Below are 14283 nucleotides of genomic sequence, written 5' to 3'. Positions count from 1 at the left end.
ACGCCGCGGCTCGCCGAGCTCGCGCCCTGGTACGCGGCCAGGTCGCGCGCGCCGGTGCCCACCGCCGAGCCCGCCACCCTCGTGTCGGCGCCGGCCTCGGCGATGGCGCGGGCGTTCTCGCGCTTCACGCCGCCGTCGACCTCGAGCCAGATCTCGCGGCCGGTGCGCTGCATCGCGACATCGACCCGCGCGCGGGCCCGCGCGATCTTCGGCAGCATGCCCTGGATGAAGCTCTGGCCGCCGAAGCCGGGGTTCACGGTCATCAGCAGCACCAGGTCGAGCTGGTCGATCACGTGGTCGAGCACCGCCAGCGGCGTGGCCGGGTTGAGCACCAGGCCGGCTTTCACGCCCAGCGAACGGATCAGCTGGATGGTGCGGTCGACGTGCTCGCTCGCCTCGGGGTGGAAGCTGATGATGTCGGCACCGGCCTGGGCGAACATCGGCACCAGCGCATCCACCGGCTTGACCATCAGATGCACGTCGATGGGCACGGTGGCATGCGGCTTGATCGCCTGGCACACCAGCGGCCCGACGGTCAGGTTGGGCACGTAATGGTTGTCCATCACGTCGAAGTGGATCAGGTCGGCGCCGGCCGCGATCACCGTGCGCACCTCCTCGCCGAGCCGCGCGAAGTCGGCCGAGAGCAGGCTGGGGGCGATGCGGATGCTCATCAGGCCGCCCCGGCGTAGAGCGCGCCGACCTCGCACACCGGCCGCTCGCAGACGCGGCGCACCAGTTCGGGGTAGCCCAGCCAGGCCTGGTCCTGCAGCAGCGTGCCGGGCTCGCCTTCCAGCGGTTGCTGCGGGTCGCCCAGGCTGGGCAGCACCATGGCCGCGCCGGCGAAATCGTGATCCTCGGTCCAGTAGGTCGGCGTGACCACCGCGCGCAGGCCCGCGCCGGTGGCGGCCAGCAGACCGTTGTGCGAATCCTCGAAGGCGATCGCGCGGTCGGCATCGACGCCGAGATGCTGCAGCGCCAGCCGATAGATGTCGGGCGCCGGCTTCTTGGCGCGCACCTGGTCGCCGCAGGCGATCACGCTGAACATCTCGATGCCGCGCGGGCCGAGCGTGGCCGTGAGCAGCGCATCGACGTTGGCCGCGGTCGTGGTGCTGGCGATCGCCAGGCGGCAGCCGGCCGCCAGCGCCTCCTCGATCAGGCGCTGTATGCCCGGGCGCAGCGGCAGGCCACCGTCGGCCACGAAGGCGCTGTAGAACTTCGTCTTCTCGGCGTGGATGGCGGGGATCAGCTCGGTCAGGCGCTTGCGCTCGGCAGCGCTCATCGTCTTGCTGGCCAGGTACGCCGCGATGCGCTCCTTGCCGCCGGTGGTCTTGAGCAGTTCGCGGTAGGCGTCCTGGTTCCACTTCCAGCCGAGGCGGAAGCGCTCGAAGGCGTTGTTGAAGGCGAGGCGGTGCGCCTCTTCCGTGTCGGCCAGCGTGCCGTCGACGTCGAAGATCAGGGCCTCGATGCTCATGCGGCTTCTCCTTGCGGCGAGGTGTTGAACACGCGGCTGGCCAGGATGTCCTGCGCCTGCAGGGTGATGAGGTCGTCGCGGGCCAGCGCGGTGTCGCTGTCGAACAGCCGCGTGGCCTGGCGCAGCCGGATGCGGTCGAGCGCGTTGCGGATCGAGCGCGCGTTGGCGAAGTGCGGCTGCTGGCGGCGCAGGTGCACGTAGCGCGCGAAGGCACTCTCGGCATCGGCGTCGAAGCGGTAGTTCAGCTTCTCGAGCATCAGCTCGGCGATCTGCAGCAGCTCGGCCTCGCTGTAGTCGGGGAAGTCGATGTGGTGCGCGATGCGCGAGGCCATGCCGGGGTTGCTGGAGAAGAAGGTGTCCATCCGGTCCTTGTAGCCGGCCAGGATCACCACCAGGTCGTCGCGGTGGTTCTCCATCACCTGCAGCAGGATCTCGATGGCCTCCTGGCCGTAGTCGCGCTCGTTCTCGGGGCGGTAAAGGTAGTACGCCTCGTCGATGAACAGCACGCCGCCCATCGCCTTCTTGATGATCTCCTTGGTCTTGGGCGCGGTGTGGCCGATGAACTGGCCGACCAGGTCGTCGCGCGTGACGGCGACAAGATGCCCCTTGCGCACGTAGCCGAGCTGCTTGAGCACCTCGGCCATGCGCATCGCCACCGTGGTCTTGCCGGTGCCGGGGTTGCCGGTGAAGCACATGTGCAGCGTCGGTGCCTGCGACTGCAGGCCCTGCTCGGCGCGCAGCCTGTCGATCAGCAGCAGCGCGGCGATGTCGCGGATGCGGCCCTTGACCGGCGCCAGCCCGATCAGCTCGGCGTCGAGCTGATCGAGCAGCGCCTTCACGCCGGAGGACTCGAACAGCGCCCGGGGCGCGGTCGTCTTGGCAGGCATGTCCATGCGTCGGTCCTCCGGTGGGCTGGGGTCGGCCGGGCTCAGTAGCGCGCGCCTTCGGGGCGCTGCGCGACCGCGTAGCTCTCGATGCTGTAGCGGATGCTGCGCCCGGGCTCCTCGCTGCGGATGAGCCGGAAGCCGGGCTCGTCCTTCGGCCGGTTGACGATGAACGACAGCACCACCGACTCCACACCGTGCGTCGAATCGAACGCGGTGACCCGAATGTAGTGGTTCGGGAAAGTCTTGCGGCAGTCGTTGATCTCCATGAGGATGCCGGCCGGGTCCTTCAGGTCGAACATCGGGTTGCCGTGCATCTCCCAGAAGGTGTTGCGCGGGTGCGGGTCGTCGGTGTACTCGATGCCGACCGCCCAGCCCTTGTCGAGGCAGTACTCGATCTGGCGGGTGATCTGCGCGTCGGTGAGGTCGGGCAGGAAGGAGAAGGTGCCTTGGGTGATTCGCATGTGATTGCTCCTTACGCGACGGCCGGGGTCGGCACGTAGTCGGACGTGTCCGTCGAGGTGTAGTTGAAGGTGATGTCGCCCCAGGTGTCGAGGGCGGCGGCCAGCGGCTTGCACCACTTGGCGGCGTCACGCAGGATCTGCGGGCCCTCTTCCTTGATGTCGCGGCCCTCGTTGCGCGCCAGCACCATGGCTTCCAGCGCGACGCGGTTGGCGGTGGCGCCGGCCTGGATGCCCTGCGGGTGGCCGATCGTGCCGCCGCCGAACTGCAGCACCACGTCGTCACCGAACAGGTCGATCAGCTGGTGCATCTGGCCCGCGTGGATGCCGCCCGAGGCCACCGGCATCACCTTCTTCAGCGCGCCCCAGTCCTGGTCGAAGTAGACGCCGCGCGGCAGGTCGACCTTCGTGTGCGTGTCGCGGCAGATGTTGTAGTAGCCCTGCACCGTCATCGGGTCGCCTTCCAGCTTGCCCACCGCGGTGCCGGCGTGGATGTGGTCCACGCCCGCCAGGCGCATCCACTTGGCGATCACGCGGAAGCTCACGCCGTGCGACTTCTGGCGCGTGTAGGTGCCATGGCCCGCGCGGTGCAGGTGCAGGATCATGTCGTTCTGGCGGCACCAGTGCGACAGGCTCTGGATGCCGGTGTAGCCGACCACCAGGTCGACCATGATGATCACCGAGCCCAGCGACTTGGCGAACTCGGCGCGACGGTACATCTCCTCCATCGTGCCGGCGGTCACGTTGAGGTAGCTGCCCTTGACCTCGCCGGTGGCGGCGCTGGCCTTGTTGACGGCGTCCATCACGAACAGGAAGCGGTCGCGCCAGTGCATGAAGGGCTGCGAATTGATGTTCTCGTCGTCCTTCATGAAGTCCAGGCCGCCCTTCAGGCCCTCGTAGACCACGCGGCCGTAGTTGCGGCCCGACAGGCCCAGCTTCGGCTTGGTGGTGGCGCCCAGCAGCGGGCGGCCGAACTTGTCCAGGCGCTCGCGCTCGACCACGATGCCGGTGGGCGGGCCGGCGAAGGTCTTCACGTAGGCGACCGGGAACTTCATGTCCTCCAGGCGTGCCGCCTTCAGCGGCTTGAAGGAGAACACGTTGCCGATGATCGAGGCGGCGACGTTGGTGATCGAGCCTTCCTCGAACAGGCTGAGGTCGTAGGCCACGTAGGCGAAGAACTGGCCCGGGTTGTTGGGCACCGGCTCGACGCGGTAGCACTTGGCACGGTACATGTCGCAGGCGGTCAGGCGGTCGGTCCAGACCACCGTCCAGGTGGCGGTGCTCGACTCGCCGGCCACCGCGGCGCCGGCCTCGATCGGATCCACCCCGTCCTGCGGGGTGATGCGGAAGAGTGCGAGGATGTCGGTGTCCTTGGGCTGGTAATCGGCATCCCAGTAGCCCATCTGCGCATACTTCAGCACACCGGCCGAGTAGCGCTTCTTGGCATCGGTGATCTGCTGGACGTCCTTCATGTTGCCCATCGGAGGCTCCTGGTGTGTGGCGGATGGGCTCAATGTAGGCAGTCGCGATCGATAAGAAAAATTAAAACTTTTGACGCATACATGTGCTTTCTCTAATATCGCACCGTGCCGCTGACCAAGAACGCCACCTTCCGCCAGCTCGCCACCTTCCATGCGGTGGCGCGGCTGGGCAGCGTGTCGGCGGCGGCCGACGAGATGCACCTCACGCAGCCGGCGGTATCGCTGCAGATCGCCGCGCTGGAAGAGTCGGCGATGACGCCGCTGCTGCAGCGCACCGGCCGCGGCATCCGCCTGACCGAAGCCGGCGAGCTGCTCGACAGCTACGCGCTGCGCATCCTCGAGCTGTGGCGCGAGGCGGGCGAGGAGATGGCCACGCTGCAGGGCGTGTTCTCCGGCACGCTGCGCGTCGGCGCGATCACCACCGCCGAATACCTGCTGCCGCCGATGCTGGTGACCTTCGCCAACGAGCACCCGCAGGTCAAGCTCAAGCTGCAGGTGGGCAACCGCGACGAGATCGTTCACATGCTCGGCGCCCAGGAGATCGACCTGGCCATCATGGGCCGGCCGCCGGCCGAGCTGAAGACGGTGTCGACGGCCTTCGCCAAGCACCCGATGGCCTTCCTCGTGTCGCCGAAACACGCGCTGATGAAGGCCGCGCTGGAGCGCCCGGTGACGATGGAAGAGCTGTCGCAGCAGCGCATCCTGGTGCGCGAGCGCGGTTCGGGCACGCGCTCGACCATCGAGCGCCTGTTCAAGGACGCCGGGCTGCCGCTGCGCATCGGCTCGGAGCTGTCGAGCAACGAGGCGATCAAGCACATGTGCGCCGCCGGCTTCGGCGTGGCCTTCCTGTCGATGCACACCTGCGTGCTCGAGATGGAGGCCGGCGTGCTGGCGCTGCTGCCGATGGAGCGCAACCCGATCGAGCGTGACTGGTACGTGATGCACCTGGCCGCACGGCAGCTGCCGCAGGTGGCGCTGGCCTTCGAGCGCTTCCTCGTCGAGCGCGGGCAGCAGGAGATCCGCCGCCAGCTCGGCGACAAGCCGCCGGCCAAGCCTTCTCGGCGCCGCAAGCGCAGCCCCGCTGCGGCCTAAGCCATGGCTGCGCAGCCGCTCACCCACCACGAGATCATGGCGCTGGCCGCGCCGTTCGCGCGGCAGGGGCGGCAGGTCGACCTGGCCGGCAGTGACCGCATGGCGCGCCGGCTGCTGTTCCGCCCTCGTCCGCTGGCCGACGAGCCCGCGCTCAGCGAGCGCCTGCGCCTGGAAGACGGCGAACGCACGCGCTACCGCCTGCTGCGCGAGGTCGCCCTGCCCGGCGGCGCGGTGGCCGAGCTGCGTGCCGACGGCGACGATCCGGCCGAGCTGCTCTCGCTGATCGAATCCGCCGCACCCACCGCGCAATGGCGCTGCGGCGAGGGCTGGGAGATGGCGCTCGGGCAGCGCGCCACGCGTGCCAACGACGGCAGCGTGCGCGTGGTGGTGGCCTGGATCGAGGCCCGCGTGGCCGGCGTGCGGCTGCGTCTGACGCTGCCGGCCGTCTCCGGCATCACCGCCGAGGTCGAGCTCGAGGCGCCGGCGCTGGCCGATCTGCCCGACGACCTGCTGGCCGTGCTCGGCGGTGGCTGGAGCAGCCTGTGGCGGCTCGGCGAACGCTGGCGCGGCCACTTCCGCGCGCCGCGGCGCGAGCCGCAGCGCAGCGAGGCCGCCGTCGCACAGATGCAGCGTGCCGTGGAACACCTGGCCCGCACCCTGTCGGAGCCGCCGGCGCGCTTCCATGAACGGATGGCCGGCGCGCGCTGGCGGGTGGCGGTGCGGCGCTGCGTGCCGCTGCTGGCCGCGCTGGGCCTGATCGGCATGTCCTTCGTGGTCACCAGCATGGACTTCGCGCGCGATTCCGTCTGGCGCATGCTGATCTTCAACGCGCCGCCCATCCTGCTGGCACTGGGCGTGAGCCTGCAGGAGTTGCCGCGCTTCGAGTGGCCGCGCTGGCCGCGCGCCTCCGAGGCCATGTCGTGGCGCGCCGAGACCCCGAAGCCACCCGCGAGCTGAACGATGCTGGGCAACCCGATGAACATCCCACCGGTCTCGATCGCCGCCGCCAAGGCGGCGCTGATCGAACAGTACGCCGCGCCGGCGCTGCGCCACCGCGCCACCATGCTGTGGGGCACGCGCGGTGTCGGCAAGTCGTCGATCGTGCGGCAGGTGGCGCAGCACTTCGGCGTGCCGCTGGTCGACCTGCGGCTGACCACCATCGAGCCGGTCGACCTGCGCGGCGCGATCTTTGCCGACGACACCCAGGCCAAGACAGTGTGGTTCCCGCCCGAGTTCCTGCCCACGCCCGACGAGCCTGCCGGCATCCTCTTCCTCGACGAGCTCACCGCGGCCGACCAGCGGCTGCAGATCTCCGCCTACTCGCTGATCCTGGATCGGCGCGTCGGCAACTACCGCCTGCCCGACGGATGGCAGGTGATCGCCGCCGGCAACGCCAGCTTCCACGGCGCGGTGAGCCACGACATGGGCACTGCGCTGGCCGACCGCATGTTCCACCTGCACGTGCAGACGGCGATCGACGCCTTCCTCGCCCACGCCATCGCGAACGACTTCGCGCCGGAGGTGATGGCCTACCTCAAGGTGCGGCCCGACAAGCTCGACGACACGGCGGCGCAGCTGGCCAACGACCACCTCGTCGGTGCCAGCCCGCGCGGCTGGGAAGACATCTCCAACGTGCTGCGCTCGGGCGTCTCGGAATCGGCGCGGCGTGTGTTCGTGCAAGGCCGCATCGGCGCGGCCAATGCGGCCGAGTTCTTCGGCGTGCTGCGCGAGCTGCAGGCGGCGGTCGACGTGGTGAAGCTGCTCGAAGCGAAGCCCGGCCCCGAGACGCTCGGATTGCTGCCGCGCAGCCTCGACGGCCTGTACGGCATGGTCTACGGCCTGCTGGCCGCCTGCCGCGACGCAGCGACGATGCAGCGGGCGCTGGAGATCATCGAGCAACTCCCCGAGCTCGGCGCGGCGTCGAGCCTGCCGCTGCGCGAAGGCCAGACGCTGGCCATGGAGCTGCTGCTGCAACGCGCGCTGGAAGGCGGCCTCGAGTCTGCAGTGCTCGACAGCCCGGCCTACCAGCGCTACAGCGAACGGCGCCGTGCCGAGGGCCTCGGTGGCTGAGCGGCTCGGCCACCGCGGCACGCGCGCGGTGCAGCGCATGGTGGAGTACGCCCCCTCCACCGGCGGCCTGGCACTGTGGGTGCACCACCGCGACCTGCCGGCCGATGCCGAGCAGGCCTGCCCGGTGGCCACCGACGGCAGCACCCTGCTCTACAGCGCGGCCTTCGAGGACCTCGATCTCGCCGAGCAGGCCGGCTGGGTGGCCCACGAGGTGCTGCACATCGCGCTGCGCCACGTGCAGCGCTTCGCCGAGCTGCGGCAGCTCGTCGGCGAGGCCGACCGCGCCTTGTTCAATACCTGCGCCGACGCCATCGTCAACAGCACGCTCGGCCACCTCGGCTGGCTGAGCCTGCCGGCCGGCGCCGTCACGCTCGATGCACTGCTGCGCAGCGGCCTGGGCATCGTGCAGCCGGTGGAGGTGTCGCTGCTCGAGTGGGACGTGGAGCGCCTCTATCGCGAACTCGCACGGAAGCGCGACGGCGACGGCCGCGACCAGGCCCAGCGCGCGCAGGCCGAGCGCTCGCTCGAACGCGCCGACCATGCCGACCTGCTCGAAGCCCCCGGTGGCGAGGAACAGGCGCCCGAGCGAGAGGCCGAGGCGGCCCGTGAGTGGGCCGCGCGCCTCGCCCGCGCCCATGCCGGTGACGGCGCGCACTCGATGCTGCGTACACTGCTGGCCGACCTGCCGCGCGTGCGCACACCCTGGGAGCAGGTGCTGCGCCGCCAGCTCGCGCGCGGCCTGGCGCCGCTGCCCGAGCTGTCATGGTCGCGGCCGTCGCGCTCCTACCTCGCCAACCAGGGCCGGCGCGGCAGCCGCCGCCTGCCCTTCGAGCCCGGTCATGGCGCCACGCGGCGCGTGCCGAAGCTGGCGGTGATCGTCGACGTCTCCGGCTCGATCGACGATGCGCTGCTGGCGCGTTTCAGCCGCGAGATCGAGGCCATCGCGCGGCGCAGCGGTGCCGGGCTCAGCCTGATCGTGGGTGACGACCGCGTGCAGCGCGTCGAGCGCTTCGCGCCCAGCCGCGTCAGCCTGCGTGACCTGAGTTTCGACGGCCGTGGCGGCACCGACTTCACCCCGCTGCTCGAAGAGGCCGACGGCCACGACCCCGACATCGCCATCGTGCTCACCGACCTCGACGGCCCGGCGCGCCATCGCCCGCGCTGCCCGGTGATCTGGGCGGTGACCGAGGCACACGCGCGCGGCGAGCCGCTTTTCGGCCGCAAGCTGGTACTGGCCTGAAGATGACGGCATGGACGCCGCACCACTGACGCATCACGAGGTGCTCGCGCTGGCCGAGCCCTTCGTGCGGCGCGGCATCGCGGTCGACCTGGCCGCGAGCGACCGCATCGCCCGCCGCATCGCGTTGCGCGCGCGCGAGCTCGACGCCGCGGCCCATGGCCTGGGCACGCTGCGCGAGGGCCTGACACTGGAGAGCCTGCCCACCGGCACCCTGCGCCTCGTGCGCACGCTGGCCGGCGCAGACGGCCCCGAGGCCAGCGCCGAGGCCATGGGCTCGAACGGCGCCGAACTGCTCGAGCGTGTGATGGCCGTGCCGCCCTCGGCGCTGCTGCGGCGCGGCCACGGCTTCGTGCTGGCGAGGCACCAGGTCGTCCACGCCACCGCGCGCGTGTTCGCGCGCGGCGTGGTGCGGCTCGATGACCTGGAGCTCACGATGACGGTCTCGCCGGTGCGCGGCGTGGCCGCCGAGCTGCGCCTCGTCGAGACGGGCACGGTGTCGTTCGCGCTGCCTGACGACCTGCTGGCCGTGCTCGGCTGGGACTGGACACGGCTGATGCGCGAACGCGGCGGCTGGCGCACGCGGCTGCGGCTGCGCGGCGGCAGCGACCGGCGCACGCGCACCGCCGAGGCCGAGCTCGACCGTGCCGCCGAGCACCTGGCCCGCACGCTGGCCGACCCGCCTTCGCATTTTCACGAGCGCCACCGCGGCGCGCGGCTGTTCGCAATGTTCCGCCGCTCGATCCCGCTGCTCACGCCGGTGGCGCTGGTGATCGCGGTGCTGTCGCTGCCGCGCTTCGACGTCGAGGCCAGCCCGCTGTGGGTGCTGATGTACCACGTGCCGACGCTGCTGATCGCGCTGGCCTTCCTGCTGCAGGAGCTGCCGGCGTTCGAGATCCCGCCGTGGCCGCGCGCGCGGCGCGAGCCCTCGTGGCGGATCAGCCCAGCCGGGCCGGCACGACGGTGAGGCGCGAGCCGGGAACGCCTCGCGCCAGGCCGGCGAGGCGGGCAAATCCGGCTGCCGGCACCGGCCGGCTGAAGAGGTAGCCCTGCAACTGGTCGCAACCGAGCGAGCGCAACACCTCGGCCTGAGCCTCGGTCTCCACGCCTTCGGCCACCAGATGCAGGCGCAGCGAGCGTGCCAGCGTCACGATAGCCCGCGTGACGGCCATGGCGCCGTCGTCCGTGCCCAGTCCGACGACGAACGAGCGGTCCACCTTCATCACGTCGATCGGCAGCTGACGCAGCAGTGCCATCGACGAGTAGCCGGTGCCGAAGTCGTCCAGTGCCACGGTCACGCCGCGCTGGCGCAGCGCGGCCAGCTGTGCGCGAGCGTCGCCGGGATCGTTCATCAGCAGGCTCTCGGTGACTTCCAGCTCCAGGGCACTGCCGGGCAGGCGATGGCGCTCGAGCACATCGGCCACCAGCGCGGGCAACTCGCCGGAAGCCAGCTGGCGCGGCGAGACGTTGACCGAGATGCGCTGCAGCGACAGGCCCTCGCGGCGCCAGACCGCTGCCTGCGCGCAGGCCGCATCGAGCACCCAGCGGCCCATCTCGTCGATCAGCCCGGCGGCTTCGGCCACCTCGATGAAGGCGCCCGGATAGAGCAACCCGCGCTGAGGGTGCTGCCAGCGGATCAGCGCCTCGGCAGCGAGGATGCGGCCGTCCCCGGGTTGCACACGCGGCTGGTAGTGCACGACGAATTCGTCCCGGTCGAGCGCCTGCCGCAGCTCCAGCTGCATCTGCACACGCTCGCGTGACGCGCGGTCGAGCTCCGACGTGAACAGCACGTGCTGCCCGCGTCCGGCGCCCTTGGCCGCGAACAGCGCGATGTCGGCGCAGCGCATCAGCTCCTCGCGCTGCGTACCGTGATCGGGGCACATTGCGATGCCGGCGCTGGCGCCCAGGCGGTTCTCGCCGCCGCGCAGGGCGAACGGGCGGCCGAGCGCTGCCAGCGCCACATCGGCCACGCTGGCCGCGGTGGCGGCGTCGGCCTCCGGCAGCAGCACGATGAACTCGTCGCCTCCGGGACGGGCCACCACGGCACCGGCCGGCACGCACGAGCGCAGGCGATGGCTGGCTGCAGAGAGCAGCTCGTCGCCGGCCTCGTGGCCTAGCGTGTCGTTGACGTCCTTGAAGTGGTCGAGGTCGATCGAGAGCACTGCCAGCCTCGCACCCTGCGCCGCGCGGCCAAGAAGGGCCTCGAGCCGGGTCTGCAGGCCGTAGCGATTGACCAGTCCGGTCAGGCTGTCATGGGCCGCCCGGTGCACCAGCTGCTCCTCGCGCATGCGCGCCGCCAGCGCGACGGTGAGCCGGTCGCGCACCTCGCGCGCCGGTTGCAGCGCCTCGTCGGGCAGCGGCGCCCCCACCCCGAGGCCCAGCATGGCCACGGTGCGGCCTTCATGGCGCAGCGGCAGCAGCACGGCCACGGCCGCACGGTCGATGCCGGCGTTGCGCAGGCACGGCGCCAGCGCGCCGCAGGGCGGCTCGCCGGGCTCGGTGGCCACGCGCTGGATGTCTTCGCCGATCGTGGCGAAGCGCTCGAAACCGCCCTCGCCCGGCTCGAAGCGGTCGTTGAGCACCAGGCGCGTGGTGTCGGCCGCCGGGGCCAGCCAGGCCTGCCGCATCCCGCGTTCCCCGTCGCGCCAGGCCACCATCGCGCAGGCTTGCGGATAGTGCATGGCGATGCGCTGCAGGGCATGGCCGGTCACCCGCTCGAACGGCGCACCGGCGAGGATGTCGCGGTCGATCGCCGCCAGGCCCTCGAGCGCGTCGAACTGGGTCTCGATGCGCGCGGCCATCTCGTTGAAGGCCTCGGCCAGCTCGCCGATCTCGTCGTCGCGGCGGATTTCCACGCGCGCCCCGGCGGCACCTTTGGCCAGCCGCCGCGTGACGCGGGTGAGTTCCGCCAGCGGCTCGAGTGCCATGCGGATGCGCCAGTGGCTGAGCATCGCGATGACGATCAGTGCCGCCGCGGCCACGAGGCCGAGCCACAGCACCAGCGGCGCTCCGAACCAGAGCACCGGCTTGCGCGGCGCGCGCTGGGTGAAGCGCCAGTCGCTGGCCAGCAGCTCCCCACCGAGGAAGAGTTCGGTCGTGGTTTCGATCAGGTCGTCGCCCGCGCTGCTGCGCTCGTCGAGCAGCGTGTAGTCCTCGCCGGCCTGGTGCAGGACGAGACGGTCCTGTCCGTCGTGCACCCACCAGGCCGTGTCCAGCCCCGCATCGGCCAGCGGGCCCCAGAGATAGTCGGCCTCCAGCACGGCCAGCCAGGCCAGCGAGCCGCGGCGATGCGCGCCGAGCATCACGCGCGGCTGGCCGGGCAGCGAGTAGTCCACGCGCAGTTGCACCTCGACGGCGTTACGGTCGGCCGGCACCTCGAAGCGGCCTGCCGCGGCGGCCTGCCAGGCGCGGATCAGGTCTTCGCCACGGTGCGGCGGCCAGCTGGCCACGTCTGCGCCCTCGACGCGCACCACCTGGCTGAACACCCGCCCCAGGCCCGGCGGCAGCTCCTGCGCGCGCGCCTCGGCCTGGGCGAGCAGCAGCGACTTGCCGGCCAGCAGGCGGTCGAAGACCTGGCGGCTGGTGTGCCGGGTGGTCTGCACGCGGTGATCCTGCGTGAGCCGGGTGGCGACTTCACTGGTGGCCAGGCTGGCGATCCAGTCGGTCAGAACCAGCGGAACGATGGCCACCAGCACGAACAGGAGGAACAGCCGGCGTGCGAGGCGGCTTCGGTGGGCGCGGACAGGAGCCTCGTTCACACGCGGTACATCAGTAGTCTTCGGCCTTGCCGACGAACCGGCCGTTGCTGGCGCGAATGATGTCGTCGACGCTGTCCTTCTGACTGATCTGCGGCTTGGTCACGCCGTTCTTGCCGAGGCTGTAGAGATCGAAGTCGGTATTCAGCGGATTGAGCCGCTTGTCCTTGCGCGCCCCTCCGCGGCCGTTGGACTCGACGTTGTAGTAGCGGTAGGGCCGGCCCCAGGGATCGAGCCGCCCGGCTGCCCCGATCTGGTCGAGTGTCTCGGGATAGGCGCGGTTATCGAGGGCGAAGCGCTGCACGTCTGCGCCCAGCGCGGCGATATCGCGTGCGGCCTGGTTGACGCGGACTCTTTCGCGGTAGTTCTGGTAGACCGGCGTGGCCAGGCCGAAGAGCACGCCGATCAGCAGGATCGTCAGCATCAGCTCCATCATCGTGAAGCCTCGGGATCGAAGGCGGGAGACACTCGACATCTCAAGCCCTCAGGACGAACGGTTCGTTGCTGCCGTCGTGCAGCCCCAGCCAGGCGACGAATTCGTCAGCCGGCATCGGCCGGCCGAACAGCCAGCCCTGCATGTAGTTGACGCCCAGCGATTCCAGGTGCGAACGCTGCAGCGCTGTCTCGACGCCCTCGGCCACCACCTCGAGGCCGAAGCGGCGCGCCACGTCGACGGTGGCCTTGATCAGCACCTCGCCGCCGCCGGGCACGTCCTTGACGAACGACTGGTCGATCTTCACCAGGCTGACCGGCTGCTTCATCAGCGAGCTCAGCGACGAGTAGCCGGTGCCGAAGTCGTCCAGCGCCAGCTCGACACCCATCGCGCGCAGGTCGGACAGCGTCTGCGACACGCCCTCGCTGCGCGCCATCGGCAGGCTCTCGGTGAGCTCGATGACCAGCCGCTGCGGCGGCAGCTTGGCCGCGGCCAGGGCCTCGCGCACCTGCGACACCAGCTTGCCCGAGCTGACCTGCGCGGCCGACACGTTGACGCTCACCTTGGGCGGGTTCGCCCCCGGCCAGCGGGCCGCGTCCAGGCAGGCCTGGCGCAGCACCCAGCGGCCCATGGCGTGGATCTGGCCGTTGCGCTCGGCCACCTCGATGAACTCGCCCGGCGAGACCGGGCCCCAGGTCGGGTGCGGCCAGCGCGCCAGCGCCTCCACGTGGCTGGCCATGCCGTCCAGCGCATTCACGATCGGCTGGTACGCAACGACGAGCTGGTTGCGCTCCAGCGCACCCGGCAGGGCCTGGGCGATCTGGTGCTGGCGCTGCGCCTTCTTGGCCATCGCGATGTCGAAGACGCGCACGCGGTCCTTGTCCTCGGTCTTGGCAGCGTAGACGGCCTGGTCGGCGGCGATGATCAGCGACTCCGGCGTATGGCCGTGGTACGGCGCCAGCGCGATGCCGACGCTGCAGCCCACGCGCACCGTGCCGTCTTCCAGGCGGATCGGCACCAGCAGCTCGGCACGGATCTTCTCGGCCACCATGCGCACCTGCTCGATGCGGCCGAGGCCGGGCAGCACGACGATGAACTCGTCGCCGCCCCAGCGGGCCGGGAAGGCCGAACGCGGGAGGCATTCGCGCAGCCGCTCCGCGACCACGCGCAGCACGGCGTCGCCGGCCAGGTGGCCGAGCTGGTCGTTGATTTCCTTGAACTTGTCGAGGTCGAGGAACAGCAGCGCCAGCTCGGTTTCGTCGCCAGGGCGCGCCATCGGGGCGAGCAGCTCGACCAGGTGCTCGTTGATGCCCTTGCGGTTGGGCAGCAGGGTCAGCGGGTCGGTCACCGCCTCGCGGGCCAGTTCCAGCGAGCGCTTCTCGAGGTCGATGGTGCGCCG

13 protein-coding genes are annotated in these 14283 nt (G+C 70.8%); 5 read left to right on the top strand and 8 right to left on the bottom strand.

Annotated elements, in window-relative coordinates:
- From rpe to AB7U92_RS08670, 5 genes are all read right to left on the bottom strand, one after another.
- Positions 1-674, bottom strand: a 674-nt coding sequence (gene rpe / locus AB7U92_RS08690) for a ribulose-phosphate 3-epimerase (RefSeq protein ID WP_428575788.1), incomplete at its 3' end; no start/stop codon positions are given.
- Positions 671-1471, bottom strand: coding sequence for an HAD-IA family hydrolase (locus AB7U92_RS08685; protein WP_428575786.1), 801 nt, complete (start codon positions 1469-1471; stop codon positions 671-673). The genes AB7U92_RS08685 and rpe, both read right to left, overlap by 4 nt.
- Complete coding sequence (gene cbbX, locus AB7U92_RS08680; protein WP_428575785.1) at positions 1468-2364, bottom strand: CbbX protein; 897 nt, start codon at positions 2362-2364, stop codon at positions 1468-1470. The genes AB7U92_RS08685 and cbbX overlap by 4 nt, the downstream gene beginning before the upstream one ends.
- Positions 2365-2399: 35 nt before the next feature.
- The gene (locus AB7U92_RS08675) at positions 2400-2819 is read right to left on the bottom strand and encodes a ribulose bisphosphate carboxylase small subunit (protein WP_428575784.1); all 420 of its coding nucleotides are present in this window, start codon (positions 2817-2819) and stop codon (positions 2400-2402) included.
- 11 nt (positions 2820-2830) lie between these two features.
- On the bottom strand, positions 2831-4297 hold the full coding sequence (locus tag AB7U92_RS08670; protein ID WP_428575783.1) for a form I ribulose bisphosphate carboxylase large subunit: 1467 nt from the start codon (positions 4295-4297) through the stop codon (positions 2831-2833).
- 111 nt (positions 4298-4408) lie between these two features.
- Between AB7U92_RS08670 and AB7U92_RS08665 the strand changes: the two genes are divergently transcribed.
- From AB7U92_RS08665 to AB7U92_RS08645, 5 genes are read left to right on the top strand one after another with little or no spacing between them, the layout of a single operon-like run.
- Positions 4409-5389 carry a LysR family transcriptional regulator gene (locus AB7U92_RS08665; RefSeq protein WP_428575787.1) on the top strand — a complete coding sequence of 327 codons (981 nt, stop codon included), beginning with the start codon at positions 4409-4411 and terminating at the stop codon, positions 5387-5389.
- Positions 5390-5392: 3 nt separating this feature from the next.
- Complete coding sequence (locus AB7U92_RS08660; protein ID WP_428575782.1) at positions 5393-6346, top strand: hypothetical protein; 954 nt, start codon at positions 5393-5395, stop codon at positions 6344-6346.
- Between the two features lie 3 nt (positions 6347-6349).
- Positions 6350-7459 (top strand): AAA family ATPase, encoded by a 1110-nt coding sequence (locus AB7U92_RS08655; RefSeq protein WP_428575781.1) that lies wholly within the window; start codon positions 6350-6352, stop codon positions 7457-7459.
- On the top strand, positions 7452-8699 hold the full coding sequence (locus tag AB7U92_RS08650; protein WP_428575780.1) for a vWA domain-containing protein: 1248 nt from the start codon (positions 7452-7454) through the stop codon (positions 8697-8699). Before AB7U92_RS08655 ends, AB7U92_RS08650 begins: the two co-directional genes overlap by 8 nt.
- Before the next feature lie 10 nt (positions 8700-8709).
- A complete protein-coding gene (locus AB7U92_RS08645) occupies positions 8710-9663 on the top strand; it encodes a hypothetical protein (RefSeq protein WP_428575779.1) in 954 nt (317 codons plus the stop codon).
- Here the strand turns inward: AB7U92_RS08645 and AB7U92_RS08640 are convergent.
- The 3 genes from AB7U92_RS08640 to AB7U92_RS08630 form a co-directional block, all read right to left on the bottom strand.
- On the bottom strand, positions 9635-12454 hold the full coding sequence (locus AB7U92_RS08640) for a putative bifunctional diguanylate cyclase/phosphodiesterase (protein ID WP_428575778.1): 2820 nt from the start codon (positions 12452-12454) through the stop codon (positions 9635-9637). The two genes, AB7U92_RS08645 and AB7U92_RS08640, sit on opposite strands and share 29 nt — an antisense overlap.
- Positions 12455-12464: 10 nt before the next feature.
- A complete protein-coding gene (locus AB7U92_RS08635; protein WP_428575777.1) occupies positions 12465-12926 on the bottom strand; it encodes a prepilin-type N-terminal cleavage/methylation domain-containing protein in 462 nt (153 codons plus the stop codon).
- A 1-nt stretch (position 12927) separates the two neighbouring features.
- On the bottom strand, positions 12928-14283 hold a 1356-nt coding region (locus AB7U92_RS08630; protein WP_428575776.1), incomplete at its 5' end, for a putative bifunctional diguanylate cyclase/phosphodiesterase.

Origin of the sequence: Piscinibacter sp. (assembly GCF_050175855.1) — a bacterium.
Classification (GTDB): Bacteria; Pseudomonadota; Gammaproteobacteria; order Burkholderiales; family Burkholderiaceae_C; genus Piscinibacter.
The sequence above is the reverse complement of the archived record's forward strand: the minus strand, read 5'-3'. Positions and strand labels throughout refer to the sequence as shown.